The organism is Streptomyces sp. HUAS MS02 (genome assembly GCF_055702265.1).
Genome location: NZ_CM146747.1, coordinates 9,760,365 through 9,781,472 on the forward strand (window position 1 = coordinate 9,760,365; position 21,108 = coordinate 9,781,472).

The window sequence follows — 21,108 nt, forward strand, 5'->3', positions numbered from 1 at the left end:
CCGCCCCCATGAGCGACAACAGCACCGCGAAGGTCGCCGTCGTCACCGGCGCCACCAGCGGCATCGGCCTGGCCTCGGCACGCCTGCTCGCCTCCACCGGCCACCGCGTCTTCATCGGCGCCCGCGACGCCGACAACGTCGCCGCCACCGTCAAGGACCTCCAGGCCGAGGGCCTTCAGGTGGACGGCACGGTCGTGGACGTCCGTGACAGCGCCTCCGTCGACGCCTTCGTGAGGGCCGCCGTCGACCGCTTCGACACCGTCGACGTGCTCGTCAACAACGCCGGCCGCTCCGGCGGCGGAGTGACCGCCGACCTCACCGACGACCTGTGGCAGGACGTGCTGGAGACCAACCTCACCAGCGTCTTCCGGATGACCCGCGCGGCACTGACCACCGGCGGCATGCGCCACAAGAACCGCGGCCGCATCATCAACATCGCCTCCACCGCCGGCAAGCAGGGCGTCGTCCTCGGCGCGCCCTACTCCGCCTCCAAGCACGGCGTCGTCGGCTTCACCAAGGCCCTCGGCAACGAGCTCGCCCCCACCGGCATCACCGTCAACGCCGTCTGCCCGGGCTATGTGGAGACCCCCATGGCCCAGCGGGTCCGCCAGGGCTACGCCGCCGCCTACGACACCTCCGAGGACGCCATCCTCGAGAAGTTCCAGGCCAAGATCCCCCTCGGCCGCTACTCCACGCCCGAGGAGGTCGCCGGCCTGGTCGGCTACCTGGCCTCCGACACCGCCGCCTCCATCACCTCCCAGGCCCTCAACGTCTGCGGCGGCCTGGGCAACTTCTGACCGACCCGACCTTCTTCGAGGAGAACCTCATGACCACACGTGAGGTCGAGCACGAGATCGGCATCGACGCCCCCGCCGCCGCCGTCTACCGACTGCTCGCGGACGTGACCAACTGGCCGCGGATCTTCCCGCCCACCATCCACGTCGACCGGCTCCAGACACAGGCCGACCAGGAGCGCATCCGGATCTGGGCCACCGCCAACGGCAAGCCCAAGGACTGGACCTCGCGCCGGACCCTGGACCCCGCCAACCTGACCATCACCTTCCGCCAGGAGATCCCGGCACCGCCCGTCAAGCACATGGGCGGCACCTGGATCATCGAACCGCTCGGCGAGGCGCGCTCCCGGGTGCGCCTGCTGCACGACTACAGCGCCCTCGGCGACGACCCGCACGACCTGCTGTGGATCGAGCGGGCGGTCGACAAGAACAGCACCTCGGAACTCGCCGCGCTCAAGGAGAACGTCGAGCGGGCGCACGCCGCCGACACCGAGGAACTGACCTTCTCCTTCACCGACACGGTGCACGTCGCCGGAAGCGCCAAGGACGTCTACGACTTCGTCAACGAGGCCGACCGGTGGGCCGAGCGACTGCCGCACGTGGCCGTCGTACGCCTCACCGAGGAGACGCCCGGCCTGCAGGAACTGGAGATGGACACCCGGGCCAAGGACGGCTCGGTGCACACCACCAGGTCCTACCGGGTGCTCTTCCCGCACCACAGGATCGCCTACAAGCAGGTCACGCTGCCCGCGCTGATGACCCTGCACACCGGCGAGTGGACGTTCACGGAGACCGAGGAGGGCACCGCCGCCTCCTCGCAGCACACCGTCACCCTCAACACCGACAACATCGCACGCATCCTCGGCCCCGACGCCACCGTCGCCGACGCCCGCGAGTACGTCCACACGGCGCTGTCCACCAACAGCTGCGCCACGCTGTCGTACGCCAAGGCCCACGCCGAGCAGAAGCGGGCCTGAGGCGTGACAGCGGAGCGCCTGACGGCCGACGTGGTCATCGTCGGGGCCGGTCCCGTCGGGCTGATGCTCGCCGGTGAACTGGCCCGCGACGTCAACGTGGTGCTGGTGGAGAAACGGCGCGCCCCGGACACCACGTCGCGGGCCTCCACCCTGCACGCCCGCACCATGGAGATCTTTCAGAGCCGGGGCCTGATACCCGACCTCGGCGAGCCGCCCAGCGAGGTGCGCGGGCACTTCGGCGGCATCCCCCTCGACCTCACCCTGCCCAGCACCCACCCGGGCCAGTGGAAGGTGCAGCAGACGAAGACCGAGGCGGTCCTGGAGGAGTGGGCGCTGGCCGCGGGCGCGGAGCTGAAGTGCAAGCACGAACTGGTCGCCGTCGGCGAGGTGGGGGACTGGGTCGAACTCGAAGCCCTCGGCGACCAGGGCGTCCTGCGCCTGCGCTGCCGCTACCTGGTGGCCTGCGACGGCGAGAACAGCACCGTGCGCCGCCTGATCGGCGCCGACTTCCCCGGCCAGGACGCCCGCCGGGAACTGCTGCGCGCCGACATCGCCGGCATCGACGTTCCCAACCGGCGCTTCGAACGCCTGGAACACGGGCTCGCCATCGCCGCGCGCCGCCCCGACGGCGTGACCCGGGTGATGGTGCACGAGTTCGGCTCCGACGCTGGGCGGCGCTCCGCCGACGCCCAGTTCGAGGAGATCATCACCGTCTGGAAGCGGGTCACCGGCGAGGACATCAGCGGCGGCACCCCGCTGTGGGTCAACGCCTTCACCGACGCCTCCCGGCAGCTGACCCACTACCGGCACGGCCGGATCCTGTTCGCCGGCGACGCCGCTCACCAGAAGATGCCGATCGGCGGCCAGGCCCTCAACCTCGGCCTGCAGGACGCCTTCAACCTCGGCTGGAAACTGGCGCTGCACCTGCGCGGCAAGATCGGCGACGACCTGCTGGACACCTACCACACCGAACGGCACGCGGTGGGCAGGCGGGTCCTGGCCAACATCAGGGCCCAGGCCCACCTGCTGCTCGGCGGACCCCAGGTGGAGCCGCTGCGCACCCTGCTGAGCGAACTCATCGCACAGCAGGACGTCCGCACCCACCTCGCCGGGATGATCAGCGGCCTGGACGTGCGCTACGACATCGAGGGCGACCCCCACCCGCTGCTCGGCGCCCGGATGCCGCACACCGCCCTGCACACCGCGCACGGCCGCGTCCACCCCCCGCGCCTGCTGCGCACCGGCGGCGGCGTCCTGGTGGACCTGCGCGCCGGGGCCGCCGGCGAACCGCCGGCCGGCTGGACCGACCGGGTCAGCGCGGTGTCGGTCCGCGCGGAGGACCGTGAACTCCTGCACGGCGCCGACCGGCTGCTGCTGCGCCCCGACGGTCACATCGTCTGGGCCGGCCGGGACGCCGGCGACGCCGGACTGGAGCAGGCCCTGACCCGCTGGTTCGGCCCGCCCAAGCCGGTGCGCCGGCTGGAGTACTGAGCCCCACGCCCCCTTCCCCCTCCCCGCCCCGCCGGTGACCGCCACCCCCTTGCCGGGCCCGACATGATCCCGTCGCCAGGAAGGAAACAACCCCTATGGAACCCGTGGAAGGCACCACGACCGACACCGACGTCATCGTCGTCGGGGCGGGCCCGACCGGACTGATGCTCGCCGGTGAACTGCGCCTGGGCGGGGCTCGTGTGGTCGTGATCGAGAAGCTCGCCGCCCCCACCGGGCAGTCCCGCGGCCTGGGCTTCACCGCCCGCGCCATGGAGACGTTCGACCAGCGCGGCCTGCTGCCCCGCTTCGGACAGGGCGAGAGCCTTCAGACCAGCCCCATGGGCCACTTCGGCGGCACCGTCTTCGACTTCACCGTGCTGCCCGACGCCCACTTCGGAGCCCGGGGCATCCCCCAGGGCGACACCGAGGCGGTGCTGGAGTGCTGGGCGGCCGAGACCGGCGCCGACATCCGGCGCGGCTGGCAGTTCGTGTCCCTGTCCGACGGCCACCTCGACGGCGACACCGTCGAGATCACCGTCCGCACACCCGCGGGCGAGGACCGCACCCTGCGCGCCGCCTACCTGGTGGGCTGCGACGGCGGCGCCAGCCGGGTGCGCCGGGCCGCCGGTTTCGACTTCCCCGGCAGCGCCGCGCGCCGCGGCATGTACCTCGCCGACATCACCGGAGTCACGCTGCGCGCCCGTCACCTGGGGGAGCGCTACCCGCACGGCATGGTGATGTCCGCCCCGCTCACCGAGAACGTCTGGCGCATCATCGTCTGCCCCGACGGCCAGCCCGCCCACGACCGCGAACGCACCGTCACCTACGCGGAGGTCGCCGAGGCCTGGCGGCACATCACCGGCGAGGACATCAGCGCCGGCAGCGCCTCCTGGGTGAGCTCCTTCACCGACGCCACCCGCCAGGCCTCCGCCTACCGGCGCGGCCGCGTCCTGCTGGCCGGCGACGCCGCCCACATCCACCTGCCCGCCGGCGGCCAGGGCCTGAGCACCGGCGTGCAGGACGCGGCGAACCTCGGCTGGAAGCTGGCCGCCGTGATCCGCGGCGACGCCGGCGAGGCCCTGCTGGACACCTACCACGACGAACGCCACGCGGTCGGCCGCCGCCTGCTGATGAACACCCGCGCCCAGGGCACCGTCTACCTCGGCGGCGCCGAGTCCGAGCCGCTGCGCGAACTGTTCACCGAACTCATCGCCCACGACGACGTCAAGCGTCACCTGGCCGGCCTGGTCAGCCACCTCGACATCCGCTACGACCTGTCCGTGCCCGGCGAACCCGAGGCGCCGGCCCACCCCCTGACGGGCCGCCGGATGCCTCCGCGCCTGCTGATCGGCGCCGCCGGCGAGGCCCGTGTCGCCCAGCTGCTGCACACCGGACGCGGCGTCCTGCTGGACCTGGCCGACGACGCGGAGACCCGCCGTGCGGTGACCGGCCGGGAGGACCGGGTCGACGTCGTCACCGCGACGCTGAAGCCCGCCGACGGGCCCGATGCGCTGGCCGCCGCCACGGCCGTCCTGATCCGCCCCGACGGGTACGTGGCCTGGGCGTCCGACGGTGCCACGACGGCCGGCCTGGAGTCGGCGCTGCGGCACTGGTTCGGCCCGGCCCGCTGACCGGCGGGGAGCGGGGAGCGAGGAGCGGGGCACCTGGTGACGGGGTGCCCCGCTCCGGCGCGCCCACGGCCCGCCGCGCGGGGGACACCCCCGGCTGACGGGCCCGCCGCGCGGGGGACACCCCCGGCTGACGGCAACGGCCCCCGCCGCGCCTCACTGAGGCGCGGCGGGGGCCGTTGCGGCGTACCGGGGGCCGGTCAGACCGGGATCGCCTCGACGATCGAGACCGCCGAGGCCGTCTCCACCACACGCTCCAGGCGGAAGCCGGCGCGCAGGAGCAGGTCGGCGTACTGGGAGGCGGTACGTTCCCTGCCACCGACCAGGAGCAGCAGCCACAGGTCGACGAGCTTGCCCGAGTGCGGCTCCTCGCCCTCCTCGGGGATCACCATCTCCACCAGCAGCAGACGGCCGTCCGGCCGGATCGCGGAGCGGACGTTGCGCAGGATCTGCAGGGCCTGCTCCTCGGGCCAGTCGTGGACGATGTGCTTGAGCACATAGGCGTCCCCGCCCTCCACCACCGGGTCGAACAGCCCACCGGCGTGGGTGGTGCAGCGGTCGGCGACCCCCTGCCCGGCGAGGAACTCGGCCGCGCCGTTGCCCTCCACCCGCGGGTCGGACAGGATGCCCCGCGCCCCGGGTGCCTGCCGCAGGATGCCCGAGAGCAGCCCGCCGCGTCCGCCGCAGAAGTCGACGACCGCGGTGAAGCGCGAGAAGTCGTAGGCGGCGACGACCGGTCCGGTCTCGGTGTCGGACATGTTGCCCATGCCCCGGATGAACACCTCGCCGTACTCCGGGTTCTGCTCCAGGTACTCGAAGGCACCCATCCCGCGGTGCTTGGGCGGGCTCGGCTCGCCGGTGACGACCGAGTCCAGCAGACCGCTCCAGTCCTCCCAGTGCGTGGGGTGGCCCATCAGGACGGCGATGTCACGCATCGTCATGGGGTGGTCGGCACGCAACGCGTCGGCCATCGGCGTCAGTTCCCAGGTCCCGTCCGGGCGCGCGGCGAAGACACCGTGCGAGGCGAGCAGCCGCAGCACCCGGCCCAGGGCGCCGGCGTCGGCGCCGGTCCGCTCGGCGAGGTGCTCGACACCGAGCGGGCCGTCCGCGAGTTCGTCGGCGACCCGCAGCCGTGCCACGACATACAGCGCCTGCGTGACCATGGACCCCATGGCCAGTTCCAGCAGGGCGAACGGCGGAGGCGCCAGCTGACGGCTCTGCCGCTGCAGATCCGCACGGGCCTTCTCCGCTTCCCGGACGACGTGCGGGGGCGGCAGTTCGGGCATCAGATTCCTCCAGACAGGGGCGGGAAAAAAGGTGTCCCAACCGCCGGAAGGGACCCGGCCACCACGGTAGGGACGGGCCTTGGCGCAGCCCTGGAGAGCGACTCGGACACCGCTGGAGTTGTGGCGCACCGGTTTGACAACGGCCCCAGGACCCCGCCCGCACGGGCGGCACCGCCCTTCCCGGCGGCCATGAACGGGATCCTCCGCTCCCGCCCCGACCACAGTGCGCCCCCCGCTCCCACGCAGAGCGCCCCGGCCCACCGGCCGTGGCCCCACGCCCGCCGCGACGCCGGGATCCGCGGGGGAGCGCCCCGGGGCGCGCATCACATCCGGCGCAGAGCGGCTCGCGGCCCGCTCGACGCGCGCCGGAGAACGACGCCCGCCCGCCGGGCCGCTCGGCATTCTGACCGGGCATCCGCTTGCCGCCCCGCCCCGACCGACCCTCATGGAGGCTGCCTGTGTCCCCTCACCCGAAGACCCCCGCCGCCCCCGCGCCGACCGGCGTGTGGCTGATCGGGGCGCGCGGATCGCTCGCCACGACGGCGATCGCCGGCTGCGCCGCGCTGGCGGCCGGCCTGATACCGCCCACCGGCCTGGTCACCGAGACCGACGCCTTCGCCGACAGCGGCCTGCCCCCGCTGCCCTCACTGGTCTTCGGCGGCCACGACACGGCCGCCACCCCGCTGGCCAAACGGGCGGAGGACCTCGCCGCCCAAGGGGTGCTGCCGCACTGGATGCCGGCCTCGGTCCGGGAGGAACTGGCCGCCGCCGAGGCGCGGATCCGCCCCGGCGTGCCCCTGCCCGGCGACGGCCGCGGCCACGAGGAACTGACCGGCGTCCTCGCCGGACACCTGCGGGAGTTCGCGCACACCACCGGCGCGGCCCGCACCGTTGTGGTCAACGTCGCCACCACCGAACCGGCCCCCGAGCCCGGCGGCTGGCCCGCCAGCTCCCTGTACGCGGCCGCCGCCCTGCGCGTGGGCTGTTCCTACGTCAACTTCACGCCCTCGACCGGGCTGCGCCACCCCCAGCTCGCCGTGACCGCGCCGGTGACCGGCCTGCCGTACGCCGGCCAGGACGGCAAGACCGGGCAGACGCTGCTCCGCTCGGTCCTCGGGCCGATGTTCGCCCAGCGGGCGCTCGCCGTGCGGGCCTGGTCCGGCACCAACCTGCTGGGCGGCGGCGACGGGGCCTCGCTCGCCGACCCGGCCGCGGCGGCCGCGAAGAACGCCGGCAAGGAACGGGTCCTCACCGACACCCTCGGCACGACGCCCGAGGGCCAGGTACACATCGACGACGTACCGGCGCTCGGTGACTGGAAGACCGCCTGGGACCACGTCGCCTTCGACGGCTTCCTCGGGACCCGCATGGTCCTGCAGACGATCTGGCAGGGCTGCGACTCCGCCCTGGCCGCCCCGCTGGTCCTGGACCTGGCCCGGCTGCTGGCCCGCGCCCACGAACGCGGCCTGTCCGGCCCACGCCCCGAACTCGCCTTCTACTTCAAGGACGCCGACCCCGGGTCCCCGGCCTCCCTGGCCGAGCAGTACGCCCGCCTGCTCGCCTTCGCCGAACACCTGAAGGACCCGCGATGAGCACACCGGCAGAACCGGCAGAACCGGCAGAACCGGCAGAACCGGCAGAACCGGCAGGACCGGCAGGACCGGCAGGACCGGCAGGACCGGCGGGACCGGAGGGAGTGGCGACCCCGGCGCGAGTGGCGCGCGTGGCGCTCCCGCACGCCGCGCTCAACCCCTCGCCGCCGCACGGCCGGCCCGCCGGGTGAGCGTGACATGAGCGGGCTGCGCCTGGGATACGGCACCAACGGGCTGACCGACCTGCGCCTGGACGACGCCCTCGCGCTCCTGGCCGACCTCGGCTACGACGGCGTCGGACTGACGCTCGACCACATGCACCTCGACCCGCTCGCCCCCCACCTCACCGCCCGGACCCGCCGCGTACGGCAGCGACTGGACGCGCTCGGGCTCGGCGTGAGCGTGGAGACCGGCGCGCGCTACGTCCTCGATCCACGCCGCAAGCACGGCCCCAGCCTGCTGGACGAGGACGACGACGCCCGCTGGGCCCGCGTCCGGCTGCTGATCCGCGCGGTCCGCGTCGCCGCCGACCTCGGCGCGCACGCCGTCCACCTCTTCAGCGGCACCCCGCCCGAAGGCGTGGACCCCGACACGGGCTTCACACGGCTGGCCGACGCGCTCACCCCGGTGCTGGAGGCCGCCGAGGAGGCCGGAGTGCCGCTGGCCGTCGAACCGGAACCCGGCCATCTGCTGGCCGACCTCGCCGGCTTCCACCGGCTGCGCACCGCACTCGGCGACCCCGGCGCACTCGGCCTGACGCTCGACATCGGCCACTGCCAGTGCCTGGAGCCCCTCCCGCCGCAGGAGTGCGTGCGGCAGGCCGCGCCCTGGCTGAAGCACGTACAGATCGAGGACATGCGGCGCGGGGTGCACGAGCACCTGCCGTTCGGCCAGGGGGAGATCGACTTCCCGCCCGTGCTGCGGGCCCTTCAGGACAGCGGCTACCAGGGGCTGACCGTGGTGGAACTGCCCCGCCACTCCCACGCCGGACCCGCCCTCGCCGCGCACTCCCTGGACTTCCTGCGCAACGGAGGGACGAGATGACGAGATGAACGCCCCCATCGACACCGCACCGCACGTCTGGCTGGAGCAGGCCCTGGCCCAGGCCGCCGCCCGCGCGCCCGGCTGGACGCTGCGCTTCGCCGAGGCGGGCCGCCGCTGCGGCGCCGGCGCGCTCGAGGCCCGTGTGCGGCTGCTGGCCGCGGCCCGCCCCGAGCCGGCCGAGGTGAGCCTGCTGTACCGGCAGGGCACCCCCGCCGAGCGCCGTGCCGTCCTGCTGGCCCTGACCCGCCTTCACCTCCCGGCGGCGGCCGGGGTGCCGCTGGTGCAGGACGCCCTGCGCACCAACGACACCGGTCTGCTGGCCGCCGCCCTCGGCCCGTACGCCGCCCGGCACCTGGACGCCCACACCTGGCGGCACGCCGTCCTGAAGTGCCTGTTCACCGGCGTGCCCGTGCGCGGTGTGGCCGGGCTCGCCGAACGGGCCCACGGGGACGGGGAGCTGGCCCGCATGCTGCGTGCCCACGCCGCCGAACGCACCGCCGCCGGCCGGCTGGTCCCCGAGGACCTCGACCACGTGCTCGCCCTCACCGGACACCCCCAGGACCCCCCACCGAGCCGCCCAGCCGCCCCAGCCCCCTAACCGCCCCACCCCGCCCAGCCGACCGGGCACCGACCGAGTACCGACCCCGAGCACCCGACCGGGCACCGACCGAGGAGAACGGCGTTGCGCATCTTCGACCCGCACATCCACATGACCTCACGCACCACCGACGACTACGAGGCGATGCGCGCCGCCGGCGTCCGCGCGGTGGTCGAACCCGCCTTCTGGCTGGGCCAGCCACGCACCTCGGTCGCCTCCTTCGTCGACTACTTCGACGCACTGCTGGGCTGGGAGCCGTTCAGAGCCGCCCAGTACGGCATCGCCCACCACTGCACGATCGCCCTCAACCCCAAGGAGGCCAACGACCCGCGCTGCGCACCGGTCCTCGCGGAACTGCCCCGCTATCTGGTCAAGGACCGGGTCGTGGCCGTCGGCGAGATCGGCTACGACGCGATGACCCCGGCCGAGGACCACGCGCTCGAACACCAACTGCAACTGGCCGCCGACCACCACCTGCCCGCCCTCGTGCACACCCCGCACCGCGACAAGCTCGCCGGACTCCAGCGCACCCTGGACGCCGTGGCCGCATCCGCCCTGGACACCGGCCGGGTGCTGCTGGACCACCTCAACGAGACCACCGTCGCCGCCGCCCGCGACAGCGGCTGCTGGCTGGGGTTCTCGGTGTACCCGGACACCAAGATGGACGAGGACCGGATGGTGGCGGTGCTCAAGGAGTACGGACCCGAGCGGGTCCTGGTCAACTCCGCCGCCGACTGGGGCAGGAGCGATCCGCTGAAGACGGCGAAGGTGGGCCGGGCCATGCTCGCCGCGGGCTTCGACGAGGACGACGTGGACCTCGTGCTGTGGCGCAACCCGGTCGCCTTCTACTCCCTCTCCGGCCGCCTCGATCTCTCCCTCACCGCCACCGGCCCCACCCACCAGGGCAACTCCGTCCTGCGCGGCACACCCGCCCGCCCGATCCCCGCCGGACGGTGAACGGTGCGCTTCCTCCACCACGACGGCAGCGTCGTCCACCTCGCCTACTGCACCAACGTGCACCCCGCCGAGGACCTCGACGGCGTCCTCGCCCAACTCGGCGACCACTGCGCACCGGTCCGCCACCGCCTGGGCACACGCCGCCTCGGCGTCGGCCTGTGGCTGGCCGAACGCGCCGCCCGCACCCTGGACTCCGACCCGCGCGCCCTGTCCCGGCTGCGCGGCGAACTCGACCGCCACGGCCTGGAGGTCGTCACCCTCAACGGCTTCCCCTACGAGGGATTCGGCGCCGGCGAGGTCAAGTACCGCGTCTACCAGCCGGACTGGGCCGATCCCGAGCGCCTGGAGCACACCACCGCGCTCGCCCGGATCCTCGCCGCCCTGCTGCCCGACGACGTCACCGAGGGCAGCATCTCCACCCTGCCGCTGGCCTGGCGCACCCGCTGCGGCACCCCCCGCGGCGCACGCGCCCACGCCTGCCTCGGGGAGATGGCCCGGCGGCTGGACGACATCGCCGACACCACCGGCCGCTCCGTCCGCCTCGCCCTCGAACCCGAACCCGGCTGCGTGGTGGAGACCCTCGACGACGCCGTCGGCCCGCTGACCGCCCTCGCCCACGACCGGGTCGGCGTCTGCGTCGACACCTGCCACCTGGCCACCTCCTTCGAGGAACCCGGCCCGGCCCTCGGCCGACTCACCGCCGCGGGGGTGCCCGTGGTCAAGACCCAGCTGTCGGCCGCCCTGCACGCCGAGCGCCCTGACCGGCCCGAGGTCCGCCGCGCCCTGGCGGCCTTCGCCGAGCCCCGCTTCCTGCATCAGACCCGCACCCTGACGTCGGCCGGCCTGCACGGCACCGACGACCTGACCGAGGCCCTCGCCGACGACGGCCCCCTGCCGGACACCACCCCCTGGCGGGCCCACTTCCACGTCCCCCTGCACGCCGCCCCCGCCCCGCCCCTGACCTCCACCCTGCCGGTGCTGCGCCGCACCCTCGCCGCCCTGCTCACCGGCCCCGCACCGCTGACCCGCCACCTGGAGGTGGAGACCTACACCTGGCAGGCCCTGCCGCCCCGGCTGCGTCCCGCCACCCGCGCCGACCTCGCCGACGGCATCGCCGCCGAACTCGGCCTCGCCCGCGATCTGCTGACCGACCTCGGGCTGAAGGAGCTGCCGTGACCGAGAAGCCGACCCCGCTGCTCGTCCTGGACGTCGTCGGCCTGACCCCCGCCCCCGCTGGCCCACATGCCGCACCTGGCCGGCCTGGCCGCACAAGGGTCCGGGGCAGTTGTGGACACCGTGCCGCCCGCCGTCACCTGCAACCTTCCTCACCGGCCACACCCCCGCCGAGCACGTGTGACTGAGCGTGCTATCTGGCCCCTGAGCGTGATAGTCGGCCTCTTGAGCGGGGCAGATGGCCCGCGGGGTAGCGGGGGCGCGCTGGCAGTTTCCGTGCGACCTTGCCCCGCTCCTTGACCGGCTGGAAAGCCGATCACCTTCACTCACCGGTACGTCAGGACGCTGGGCATGCACAGTTATCGTTCGCCAGTACGTATGTGAACAGTGCGAGTTCGGGGGTGGGGACCTGATGGTGCGAAAGAGCGGACGAAGACTGGTGTCGGCGGTGGCGCTCCTGTCGGCGACAGGACTGACCGCAGGGTGCGGGGAAAGTGCCGAGCCCGTCGAAGCCGGGAGAAAGCCGGGGCCGGCGACGAGCACGGCAGCCGGTAAGGCGGCGGAGCACTCCGAACCGCTGACCGCTGCCAAGCTGAAGGCCGCGCTGCTCACTGCGGACCAGGCCGTCGGTTTCGAGATCACGGGGAGCAGTTCTCGGGACGGGGCTGAACAGGACTCCTCCCTCGACGTCAAGGAGACCGTCTCCCCGGAGGTCTGCCGGCACGTGAGGGAGGCCACCGGGGGTGATGGTGAGGAGGCTGCCGCAGCCTCGTCGATCATGTACCGGGCTGGGACCTCCATGGCTCCCAGGAGCACCAACCTGATGAGCTATCCGGAAGGGGCTGCACGGGCCCGCATGAAGCAGTTGCGCGAGGCCGTCGAGGCATGCAGCCGGTTCAGCTTCAGCAACACGATCGGAAAGGCGTCCGTCACAACCGAGGCGCTAGACGTCCCGGCCCTCGGGGAGAACGCACTGCGCTACCGGACCCTGTCCCGGCTGGACAACGGAGGCTTCGCCTGGACCCTGGTGACCGCCGTACGGGTCGGAGGCGTCATCGCGACTATGCAGGTCCTGGACATCACCGGGCCGATCCCACCCGAGAAGCTCGCCACGTTCAAGCCGGATCCGGGCCCCGACGAGGCGGTCATCGCCACTCTCATCGAGAACGTCACCACAGCCTGGAACACCTGAACTCGACTACGGCCCGCCGCACGCCTCGGCTCGTTGAACGCATCGACGTTCTCGCGGTCCGGCTCCAGCTACCCCCGAGCACGCTTTCTCGCCCGTAAGACACCTTCGCCTCGGCGGACTGGAACTCTGACCGGCACGCCACCGTCCACGCCCGAAGCTGTGTCCCGCGTGTGCACGTAGTTGGCCAGACAGGCCAACTACGCCGCTCAGTCACAGCACGGCATCGTCGGCAACGGCTGGTACTTCCGCGAACTCGGCGAGGTCCTGCCGTGGCGGCACAGCCACCGCCTCATCGAGGGCGAACGCCTCTGGGACGCCGCCCGCCGCACCCCCCTCCGCCACACGGCCGCCGGCATCTGCTGGTGGTACGCGATGGGCGCCGACACCGACTTCACCGTCACCCCGCGCACCGTCCACCACGCCGACGGCCGCAAGGAACCCGACAACCACACCCGCCCGCCGGACCTGCACGACGAACTCACCGCGAAACTGGGCACGTTCCCGCTGTTCTCCTACTGGGGGACCGGCGCGGGCCTGGCCTCCTCCCGCCGGATCATCGACGCCGCCCGGCACGTGATGACCACCCGTGCCCCCGACCTGACCCTGGCCTGCCTCCCCACCTCGACTACGACCTGCAACGCCACGGCCCCGACGACCCGCGCGCGCACCGGGCCGCCGCCGACCTCGACACCGCCCTGGTCCCGCTCCTGGACGACGCCCGCGCCCAGGGCCGTACCGTCCTCGCGCTCTCGGAGCACGGCATCAGCCGGGCCGGCCGGCCCGTCGACATCAACCGCGCCCTGCGCCGCGCCGGACTGCTCCAGGTGCACACCCAAGGCCGGCATGGAGCACCTCGACCCGCTCGCCTCGCGGGCGTTCGCCGTCGCCGACCACCAGATCGCCCACGTGTACGTCCGCCAGCCGTCCCCCCTCGATCCCGCGCCGGTGCGCGGCGGCCGGTTCGCCAGGCGACGGTGCCGGCTGCCCGACCGCGACGAGGACGCCCCAATGCTCCTGTGCTCGGCGCCGGGCGCGGTGTCCGGCCGGGTGCCGGCGACCGGGGTGAAACAGCTGTTGCTTCAGCCGGCGGACCTGATGGCGGGGCTGACCGGAAGCAGCCCCTCCCCGGGGCTCGACCCGGTCTTTAACTCAGCTCAGGGACCGGTCTAGATACGTCCCGGAACATCAAGGGCGTCCGACTCCGGCTGTGGTCAAGACGACTCACGAAAAAGGTCTCCGCCGTGAAAAAGATCGCCTCGTCGGCCGCGCTGTCCGGGCGGGCCGAACGGATCACCGAACGCGCCCGCCCCGACAACTGGAAGAAGCCGCCCCGCCGCATCGAGAAGTCCGAGTGCATCACCTGCGACACCTGCCTGCGCAGCTGCCCCGCGGAGTTCGGGGCCATCTTCGACCGCGGCCTGGACGTGGTGATCATCCCCGAGCTGTGCTCGGGATGCCCCGCGTGCGTGCTGGAGTGCCCCGTCGACTGCATCTACGTCGACGAGGACTGGACGCCGACCGACGACGCGATGTGGAACCACATCGGGCTGACCGCCGAGGAAACCCCATGAGAGGCTCCCCCGAACGGGCCGAGACCCGCCGCGCCGCCAACGCCCGCAAGCGGATCAGCCGCCGTCCCAGCCGGCTCGGCATCCCGGCCGGCACCCAGAAACCCGACCACGCCTTCGACCCGGACGCCGGCTTCCCCGGGCTGCTGAAGGACACCTGGCGCCGCGCCGAACAGGCCGCCGACCTGCGCTCGTTCGTCGAGGTGCTGCTGACCCTCGACGGGCACGTCCCCGCCGACGTGCAGCTGCGCGCGCTCGGCGGCGCCGAGGAGGCCGCGCTGCAGGCACTGTGCGGGGTGTCCTGGCGGGAGGAGAACACCCCCGCGCCGGCGCCGGCGCCGGCGCCGGCCCCGCGGGAGGAGCGGGAGGCCGCCTTCCTCGGCGAGATCGGGCTGTCCACCGGCGGCCGCATCAGGGTGCGGGTGCCCGGGGGCGAGCCGCTCGGCCGGCACGAACTGGCCGGCGGGGCACGGCAGGTGCCGTGGACGGCCCGCACCCTGCACACCTACCAGGAGCTGCTGCGGCACGCCGCCGAACGCGACGCCCGCTCGGCCGCCGACTGCCGCACCTGGCTGCACCAGCAGGGCGAACAGGGCCGGCAGGAACTGCTGGAGCAGGCCAAGGAGGCGGCCCTGCGCACCGCCCCGTTCGTGCTGTACCAGCAGGACAAGCTGTACACGAACTTCCGCGGCCCCAACAATCTCACCGGCAAGACCCTGTGGCCCGGCCACCCCGACTGCACCCTGAGCGACCTTCAGCACAAGCCGCTGGACCTGTGGTCGGACAGCGAGGTGCAGCTGCTGGTCTGCCTCACCCTGCTCATCCGCTCGGCCGGCCCCGGCCGGGTGGAGGAGGCCAACGGCACCCAGCTGACCGTCGGCCACGTCGCCCACATGCTGGAGCGGATCCGCCGCGGCTACAACAGCGTGCTGGGCGGCGAGACCATCGCGCCGGCCGCCGGCGACGACATCCGCGCGCTGGACGCCCTCGCCGTCGACTTGCGCGCACACCGCCCCGCCACCCAGCGCGGCGCCCAGCTCTACCGCGAGATCCACGGCGCGCTCATGCACAAGATCGAGCGGGTGGCCGCCGCCCCCGGGCAGCGGGCCCGCGCCCGCGAGGACGCCGTCTGCGCCCGGCTGGCCGAGAGGCTTCCGCTGACCGGTACCACCCTGGCCGAACTCGGCGACCGGCTCGCCGCATCCCCCGACTGGCTCGCCGGCCCGCACGGCGACTTCGAAACCGGCCTGGAATCCCTGGTCTACGAGACGGTCGCGGCGACCACCGAGGCGTTCGAGGCCGACTTCACCATGAGCCGCGGCATGCGGTCGCTGCCCGAACTGATCTCGGCCCTGCGCGAGGAACGCTGGGCGGAGATCTGCGACTGGGACATCACCCGCTTCTTCTGCTGCGTGGTCCCCAGCCCCGAGGCACGCCGCCACTTCGGCGGCTCCGAGGCCGCCCTCGCCGACGCGGCCTGGGCCATGTCCTCGCGCATGCAGTACAACTCCTGGCACTTCATCGCCGGCAACCTGCCCCGCGAACCGGAGGTGAGGGCCCGCGACCACTTCGTGCCCCCCACCATCCCCGACATCTCCTTCCACTCCGACCAGCACCACCACGGGCACGTCAACAACAACGTGCGGTTCGCGCTGCGCACCCCGCAGACGGTCGAGGTCGACGGACACCGTTTCAACGGCTTCATGGACCTCAGGCTGCTGCGCTGCGCCGGCGAACCCTTCGACGAGCAGGACCTGCTCGCCGCGCACCGCGTGTCGGCGTTCGTCGCCCGCGCCACGAGTCTCGTCGCCGCGATGGCCGTCGCCGGCCGGCCCGTCGAGGTCACCGCGTTCGACTCCCCGTGGCACTGGTCGGCCATCGCGGGCGGCACCGACACCACCGCCGCCGGGCAGGTCCGCCGTGCGTCCTGACCCGCACGGCGGACCCCGCCCGCTCCCCGGACCCCGGCGCTCTTCGAGGACAGCCCGATGACCGCCCGCAGCATCAGCCACCTCAAGGACCTCCTCTCCCGAGGAGAGCTCACCGTCGTCGACCACGTCCGCTCCGTCCTGGCCGACATCCGCGAACGGGACACCCTGGGCGCGTACGTCGCGGTCGGCGGCGAGGAGGCCCTCAAAGCCGCCGAGCAGGCCGACGCCCGTATCCGCGAACGCGGCCGCGAGGCATGGTGGGAGCAGCCGCTGCTGGGCGTCACCGTCTCCGTCAAGGACCTGCTGCAGACCCGGGACCTGCCCACCACCCGCGGCTCGCTGCTGCCCAACGACCGGCCCCGCGAGGACGCCCCGGCGGTCGCCCGGCTGCGCGCGGCCGGCGCCGTCGTGGTCGGCAAGACCACCACCTCCGAGTTCGGCTGGAGCGCCTGCACCGTCGGCCGCGTCGCCCCGCCCACCCGCAACCCCTACGACCCGCGGCTGACCGCGGGCGGCTCCAGCGGAGGCGCGGGCGCCGCGGTCGCCGCCGGACTGTGCGAGGGGGCGCTGGGCACCGACGGGTCCGGCTCCATCCGCATCCCGGCCGCGTTCTGCGGCGTCGTGGGCTACAAACCCTCCTACGGCCGGGTGCCCTACTGGCCCAACGGCGCCGACCGCCTCGCCCACCAGGGCCCGCTCGCCGCCGGCGTCGCCGACGCCGGCCTGCTCGGCCAGGTCATCGCCGGCCCCCACCCCACCGACCCCGACTCCGGACTCGGCTCCCTGGACTCCCCGCGCGACCTGCGGGCCCTCAGGATCGGCTGGATCGAGTACGAGGGCACCGACGAGGAGATCCGCCGCGTCACCGAACAGGGCAGACAGGCACTGCTGGGGGAGGGGCACCGCGTCGAGGACGTCGAGGTGCGCTGCCAGAACCTCTACCCGGCCGTCGTCGACATCCTCGCCGCCACCGAGGCCGCCGGCACCCCGCCGGAGACCGAGTCCTTCTGCGACCCCGGCCGCCTGGAGATCGTCCGCCACGGCCGCACCCTCAGCGGCGTACGCGTCATCCGGGCCGAGGAGGTGCGCCAGAACCTGCGCGCCACCCTGCGCTCGGTCATGGACCGCTTCGACCTGCTCGCCATGGCCACCGTGCCCGTCGAGCCGTTCGCGGCCGACGCCGTCGGACCCCCCTGGGCGGCCGACCCACGCGATCTGATGTGGCTGGCCTGGGCGCCCGCCTCCTACCCGTACAACATGACCGGCCAGCCGGCCGTGTCCCTGCCCGCCGGACTGACCCGCTCCGGGCTCCCGGCCGGACTCCAGCTCGTCGGCCCGGTCGGCGCCGACGACCTCGTCCTGACCGTGGCCCGCCGCCTGGAGGCGCTGCTGGCGCCGCTGCCGCGCCCGCCCGTGCCCGACCTCACCCCCGCCGTCACCGGCGAAAGGACGCTCTGAAGCCATGTATGCCAGGTCATGGTCGGTCCCCGTCGCGGAAGGCAGCGTCGGGCGCCCGTCGTTCGTCACCGACCACGGGCTGTGGGACGCCGCCCAGCTGGACGCCGCCGAACGCCTCGAAGCGGCCCTGGACGACGTCGACCTCGTGCGGGTCGCCTTCGCCGACCCGCACGGGCTCGCCCGCTCCAAGACCCTCACCGCGCAGGCGTTCCGCGGCGTGCTGCAGGGCGGCATGAACTTCAGCCCCGGCCCGTTCCTGTTCGACACCGGGCACGCCGTCGCCGTCGACTTCCGCGGCGAGCACGGTATCGGCGTCGACGAGATCACCGGCGCCGGCAACTTCATCCTGGTGCCCGACCCGCTGACCTTCCAGGTGCTGCCCGGCACCGGCCCGCGCACCGCCTGGGTGATCGGCGACGAGTACCTGCGCGACGGCACGCCGCACCCGCTGTCCGCGCGGGCCGTCCTGCGCCGCGTCCTGGCCGCCTACACCGAGCGGCGGCTCACCCCCGTGCTCGGCCTGGAGGTCGAGTGGTACCTCACCCGCCGCCTCGACGACGAGGCCGGCAACGAGGGCAACGGCTTCGGCCTGCAGGGCCGGGCCCCGCGCGTGTCCGCCGTCAACGCCGGCTACCAGTTCAACCTGGACGCCGCCTACGACACCGTCGCCCCCGTCACCGACCCGCTCGCCCTGGACCTGCTCGCCCTGGGCCTGCCCCTGCGCTCGATGGAGCACGAGTCGGGCCCCGGCCAGGTGGAGACCACCTTCAGCCCCATGTCGGCCATGGACACCGCCGACGCGATGCTGCTGTTCCGCACCCACACCAAGCGGTTCTGCGCCCGCCGCGGCCACCACGCCTCCTTCATGTCCCAGCCGCTGCTGGCCGCCGCCGACCCCAGCGGCTGGCACCTGAACCAGTCCGTCGTGGACGGCGCCACCGGCCGGAACGTCTTCTCCGCCGAGGGTTTCTCCGGCGGACCGTCCCCAAAGGGCAAGGCGTACGCCGAGGGCCTCATGTCCTGGGCCCGCGAGCTGTGCCTGCTGTCGGTGCCCACCGTCAACGGCTACCGGCGCCTGGCCGCCGAGCACGCCCTGGCCCCCACCCGCGTCGGCTACAGCGTGGAGGACCGCACCGCCATGCTCCGCCTGGTCGGCAGCGGCGCCGGCGCCCACATCGAGAACCGGATGGGCGAGCCGTGCGCCAACCCCTATCTGAACATCGCCGCCCAGTTGTTCGCCGGCCTCGACGGCCTGACCGCCACCCCGGCCGCAGCCGGGGCCGGGGCCGGGCCGGACGACGGCCCCGGCCAGATGGTGCCGCAGCACCTGCGCGAGGCCCTGGATGCCTTCACCGGCGGCCGCGCCGGCCAACTCCTGGGCGCCCCGCTGGCCGCCTGCCTGACCAGGCTCAAGGAGAGCGAACTGCGCCGCTACGAGGCCTGGACGACACACGCCGCCCCCGCCCCGGGCCAGGTCACCGAGTGGGAGCAGCGCGAGTACTTCGGAGCGTACTGAGGGAACGCTGCCGAAGCCGGGCCCGGTGCGGGCCGTGGACGCACCCCCGCCCCGGGCCCCCAGCCCCCGCCCCTGCTCCCGCACCTATTACGCCGTCATAGGTGCGGCGGGGCCTGCCGCCCCCGGCCCCCTTCTCCCCACCACCCCCGGACGAAGGCCGACGATGATTCCTCGCTACACCCTGCCCGAGATGGCCGACCTGTTCACCGACCAGTCGCGCTACGCCACCTGGGTCGAGGTCGAGATCCTCGCCACCGAGGCCCAGGTGGAACTCGGCCGCGTACCCCGCCAGGCCCTCGACGACATGCGCCGCGCGCCGGTCCCGCTCGCCGCCCGCGTCGCCGAGATCGAGAAGGAACGCGACCACGAGGTGCTGTCCTTCCTCGCCGCCTACTGCGAGCCGATCCCGCAGGACTCCGCCCGCTTCGTCCATCTCGGCATGACCAGCTACGACCTGGTCGACACCGCCCTGGGCCACACCCTGGCCCGCGCCACCGACCTGCTCATCGCCGCCGCCCGGCGGCTGCGGCGCCACCTGGCCGACAAGGCCCTCGAACACTGGGACACGGTCATGGTGGCCCGCACCCATGGCATCCACGCCGAGCCCACCACGTTCGGGCACAAACTCGGCGGCTACGCCTTCGCCGCCGACCGCTCCCTGGCCCGGCTGACCGCCGCCCGCCAGGCCGTGGCCGTCGGCACGATCTCCGGCTCGGTCGGCACCTACTCCCTGATCGACCCGGCCGTCGAGGCCCACGTCTGCCGGGCGCTCGGCCTGGGCGTGGAGCCCGTGCCCAGCCAGGTCGTCGCCCGCGACCGGCACGCCCAACTCCTCCAGGCGGTCGCTGCGTTCGGCGCCTGCGTCGAACAGGTCGCCCTGGAACTGCGGCTGTTGCAGCGCACCGAGGTCCGTGAGGTCGAGGAGCCCCGGGCGAGCGCCTACCAGGGCTCCAGCGCCATGCCGCACAAGCGCAACCCCACCACCAGCGAGCGGCTGTGCGGGCTGGCCCGCCTGCTGCGCGGCTACGCCTCCGCCGCCCTGGAGAACGTGGCGCTGTGGCACGAGAGGGACCTCGCCCACCAGTCGGTGGAACGGGTCGTGCTGCCCGACAGCCTGTCCGTGGGCCACTTCCAGGCGACGAAAGCAGCCGAGCTGGTGCAGACGCTGACCGTGCACCCCGAGCGGATGCGCGCGCACATCGACGCCACCGACGGGCTGATCTACAGCTCGTCGGTCCTCGCCGACCTGCTGGGCGAGGGTGTCGAACGCGAGCGGGCCTACCGTTCGGTGCAGGCCGCGGCGAACCGGACGATCGCCACCGGCGAGCACTTCTCCGCCACGCTCGCCCACGAGGGCATCGACCTCCCCGCGCTCGAACCCGAGCGTTTCCTCACCCACCACGACGTGGTGCGCAGCCGATTGGAGATTCTTCGTGACCTGGACGATTGAGCGGGTGGAGGGCGCCGCCCTGGACCTGGACGAGGTGCTGGAGGTGTACCGCTCCTCCGGCCTGGGCCGGCGGCGCCCGGCCGACGACCGCGAGCGGATGGCGGCGATGGTGCGCAACGCCAACCTCGTCCTGGTCGCCCGTGAAGCCGACGGCACGCTCGTCGGCATCGCCCGCAGCGTGTCCGACTTCTCCTACGTCACCTACCTGTCCGACATCGCGGTAGCGGACACCCGCCAGCGCTCCGGCATCGGCCGCGCCCTGATCGACGCCACCCGCAAGGAGGCCCCGACGGCGAAGATCGTGCTGCTGTCGGCGCCGGCCGCGACGGAGTACTACCCGCACATCGGCTTCACCGCCCACACCTCGGCGTGGGTGCTGAACCCGTAGGACCACGGACGACCGGTCCACCGGTCCACCCGTCACCGCGTGGACGCGGCCCCGTACCCGGGCTT

Annotated in this window: 17 protein-coding genes and 2 pseudogenes; 18 read left to right on the top strand and 1 reads right to left on the bottom strand. The window is 73.5% G+C overall.

The features are described 5' to 3' along the window. Positions 1-8: 8 nt before the first annotated feature. The 4 genes from fabG (at position 9) to ACZ9QC_RS42250 (ending at position 4,893) form a co-directional block, all read left to right on the top strand. Positions 9-797: a 3-oxoacyl-ACP reductase FabG gene (fabG, locus tag ACZ9QC_RS42235; protein ID WP_472917972.1), complete on the top strand. Its 789-nt coding sequence runs from the start codon at positions 9-11 to the stop codon at positions 795-797. A 29-nt stretch (positions 798-826) separates the two neighbouring features. Then, the gene (locus ACZ9QC_RS42240) at positions 827-1,771 is read left to right on the top strand and encodes an aromatase/cyclase (RefSeq protein WP_472917973.1); all 945 of its coding nucleotides are present in this window, start codon (positions 827-829) and stop codon (positions 1,769-1,771) included. A gap of 3 nt (positions 1,772-1,774) precedes the next feature. Beyond that, positions 1,775-3,262: an FAD-dependent oxidoreductase gene (locus ACZ9QC_RS42245; protein WP_472917974.1), complete on the top strand. Its 1,488-nt coding sequence runs from the start codon at positions 1,775-1,777 to the stop codon at positions 3,260-3,262. Between the two features lie 95 nt (positions 3,263-3,357). Beyond that, positions 3,358-4,893: an FAD-dependent monooxygenase gene (locus ACZ9QC_RS42250; RefSeq protein ID WP_472917975.1), complete on the top strand. Its 1,536-nt coding sequence runs from the start codon at positions 3,358-3,360 to the stop codon at positions 4,891-4,893. 197 nt (positions 4,894-5,090) lie between these two features. Here the strand turns inward: ACZ9QC_RS42250 and ACZ9QC_RS42255 are convergent, their stop codons facing one another. Beyond that, the gene (locus ACZ9QC_RS42255; RefSeq protein WP_472917976.1) at positions 5,091-6,176 is read right to left on the bottom strand and encodes a methyltransferase; all 1,086 of its coding nucleotides are present in this window, start codon (positions 6,174-6,176) and stop codon (positions 5,091-5,093) included. 458 nt (positions 6,177-6,634) lie between these two features. On the opposite strand from ACZ9QC_RS42255, the gene ACZ9QC_RS42260 reads away from it, so the two are divergent. The 14 genes and pseudogenes from ACZ9QC_RS42260 to ACZ9QC_RS42325 all read left to right on the top strand — a co-directional run bounded on the left by ACZ9QC_RS42260 (position 6,635) and on the right by ACZ9QC_RS42325 (position 21,043). Beyond that, complete coding sequence (locus tag ACZ9QC_RS42260) at positions 6,635-7,768, top strand: inositol-3-phosphate synthase (RefSeq protein ID WP_472917977.1); 1,134 nt, start codon at positions 6,635-6,637, stop codon at positions 7,766-7,768. Between the two features lie 198 nt (positions 7,769-7,966). Beyond that, a complete protein-coding gene (locus tag ACZ9QC_RS42265) occupies positions 7,967-8,812 on the top strand; it encodes a sugar phosphate isomerase/epimerase family protein (RefSeq protein ID WP_472917978.1) in 846 nt (281 codons plus the stop codon). Between the two features lie 4 nt (positions 8,813-8,816). After that, positions 8,817-9,410, top strand: coding sequence for an EboA domain-containing protein (locus ACZ9QC_RS42270; protein WP_472917979.1), 594 nt, complete (start codon positions 8,817-8,819; stop codon positions 9,408-9,410). Positions 9,411-9,494: 84 nt separating this feature from the next. After that, positions 9,495-10,367 carry a TatD family hydrolase gene (locus tag ACZ9QC_RS42275; RefSeq protein ID WP_472917980.1) on the top strand — a complete coding sequence of 291 codons (873 nt, stop codon included), beginning with the start codon at positions 9,495-9,497 and terminating at the stop codon, positions 10,365-10,367. Between the two features lie 3 nt (positions 10,368-10,370). Then, on the top strand, positions 10,371-11,543 hold the full coding sequence (eboE, locus tag ACZ9QC_RS42280; RefSeq protein WP_472917981.1) for a metabolite traffic protein EboE: 1,173 nt from the start codon (positions 10,371-10,373) through the stop codon (positions 11,541-11,543). Next, a pseudogene (locus ACZ9QC_RS42285) lies at positions 11,540-11,718 on the top strand (alkaline phosphatase family protein); the annotation flags it as partial. The gene eboE and the pseudogene ACZ9QC_RS42285, both read left to right, overlap by 4 nt. A gap of 234 nt (positions 11,719-11,952) precedes the next feature. After that, complete coding sequence (locus ACZ9QC_RS42290; protein WP_472917982.1) at positions 11,953-12,732, top strand: hypothetical protein; 780 nt, start codon at positions 11,953-11,955, stop codon at positions 12,730-12,732. A gap of 210 nt (positions 12,733-12,942) precedes the next feature. Beyond that, positions 12,943-13,902, top strand: a pseudogene (locus ACZ9QC_RS42295) (nucleotide pyrophosphatase/phosphodiesterase family protein); the annotation flags it as partial. Positions 13,903-13,973: 71 nt separating this feature from the next. Beyond that, the gene (locus ACZ9QC_RS42300) at positions 13,974-14,303 is read left to right on the top strand and encodes a 4Fe-4S dicluster-binding protein (RefSeq protein ID WP_472917983.1); all 330 of its coding nucleotides are present in this window, start codon (positions 13,974-13,976) and stop codon (positions 14,301-14,303) included. Further along, complete coding sequence (locus tag ACZ9QC_RS42305) at positions 14,300-16,231, top strand: hypothetical protein (protein WP_472917984.1); 1,932 nt, start codon at positions 14,300-14,302, stop codon at positions 16,229-16,231. Before ACZ9QC_RS42300 ends, ACZ9QC_RS42305 begins: the two co-directional genes overlap by 4 nt. 57 nt (positions 16,232-16,288) lie before the next feature. After that, positions 16,289-17,689, top strand: a complete 1,401-nt coding sequence (locus tag ACZ9QC_RS42310) for an amidase (protein WP_472917985.1) — start codon at positions 16,289-16,291, stop codon at positions 17,687-17,689. A 4-nt stretch (positions 17,690-17,693) separates the two neighbouring features. After that, the gene (locus tag ACZ9QC_RS42315) at positions 17,694-19,205 is read left to right on the top strand and encodes a type I glutamate--ammonia ligase (protein ID WP_472917986.1); all 1,512 of its coding nucleotides are present in this window, start codon (positions 17,694-17,696) and stop codon (positions 19,203-19,205) included. Positions 19,206-19,368: 163 nt separating this feature from the next. Next, entirely contained in the window at positions 19,369-20,655 is a 1,287-nt protein-coding gene (gene purB, locus ACZ9QC_RS42320) for an adenylosuccinate lyase (protein ID WP_472917987.1), read from the top strand. After that, a complete protein-coding gene (locus ACZ9QC_RS42325) occupies positions 20,639-21,043 on the top strand; it encodes a GNAT family N-acetyltransferase (protein ID WP_472917988.1) in 405 nt (134 codons plus the stop codon). Before purB ends, ACZ9QC_RS42325 begins: the two co-directional genes overlap by 17 nt. Positions 21,044-21,108 lie beyond the last annotated feature (65 nt).

Coding starts and splice junctions, on each gene's coding strand:
- ACZ9QC_RS42310 (WP_472917985.1), top strand. CDS start 16,289: ATGACCGCCCGCAGCATCAGCCACCTCAAGGACCTCCTCTCCCGAGGA.
- ACZ9QC_RS42305 (WP_472917984.1), top strand. CDS start 14,300: ATGAGAGGCTCCCCCGAACGGGCCGAGACCCGCCGCGCCGCCAACGCC.
- ACZ9QC_RS42265 (WP_472917978.1), top strand. CDS start 7,967: ATGAGCGGGCTGCGCCTGGGATACGGCACCAACGGGCTGACCGACCTG.
- ACZ9QC_RS42270 (WP_472917979.1), top strand. CDS start 8,817: ATGAACGCCCCCATCGACACCGCACCGCACGTCTGGCTGGAGCAGGCC.
- fabG (WP_472917972.1), top strand. CDS start 9: ATGAGCGACAACAGCACCGCGAAGGTCGCCGTCGTCACCGGCGCCACC.
- ACZ9QC_RS42255 (WP_472917976.1), bottom strand. CDS start 6,176: ATGCCCGAACTGCCGCCCCCGCACGTCGTCCGGGAAGCGGAGAAGGCC.
- ACZ9QC_RS42250 (WP_472917975.1), top strand. CDS start 3,358: ATGGAACCCGTGGAAGGCACCACGACCGACACCGACGTCATCGTCGTC.
- ACZ9QC_RS42290 (WP_472917982.1), top strand. CDS start 11,953: ATGGTGCGAAAGAGCGGACGAAGACTGGTGTCGGCGGTGGCGCTCCTG.
- ACZ9QC_RS42315 (WP_472917986.1), top strand. CDS start 17,694: ATGTATGCCAGGTCATGGTCGGTCCCCGTCGCGGAAGGCAGCGTCGGG.
- ACZ9QC_RS42240 (WP_472917973.1), top strand. CDS start 827: ATGACCACACGTGAGGTCGAGCACGAGATCGGCATCGACGCCCCCGCC.
- purB (WP_472917987.1), top strand. CDS start 19,369: ATGATTCCTCGCTACACCCTGCCCGAGATGGCCGACCTGTTCACCGAC.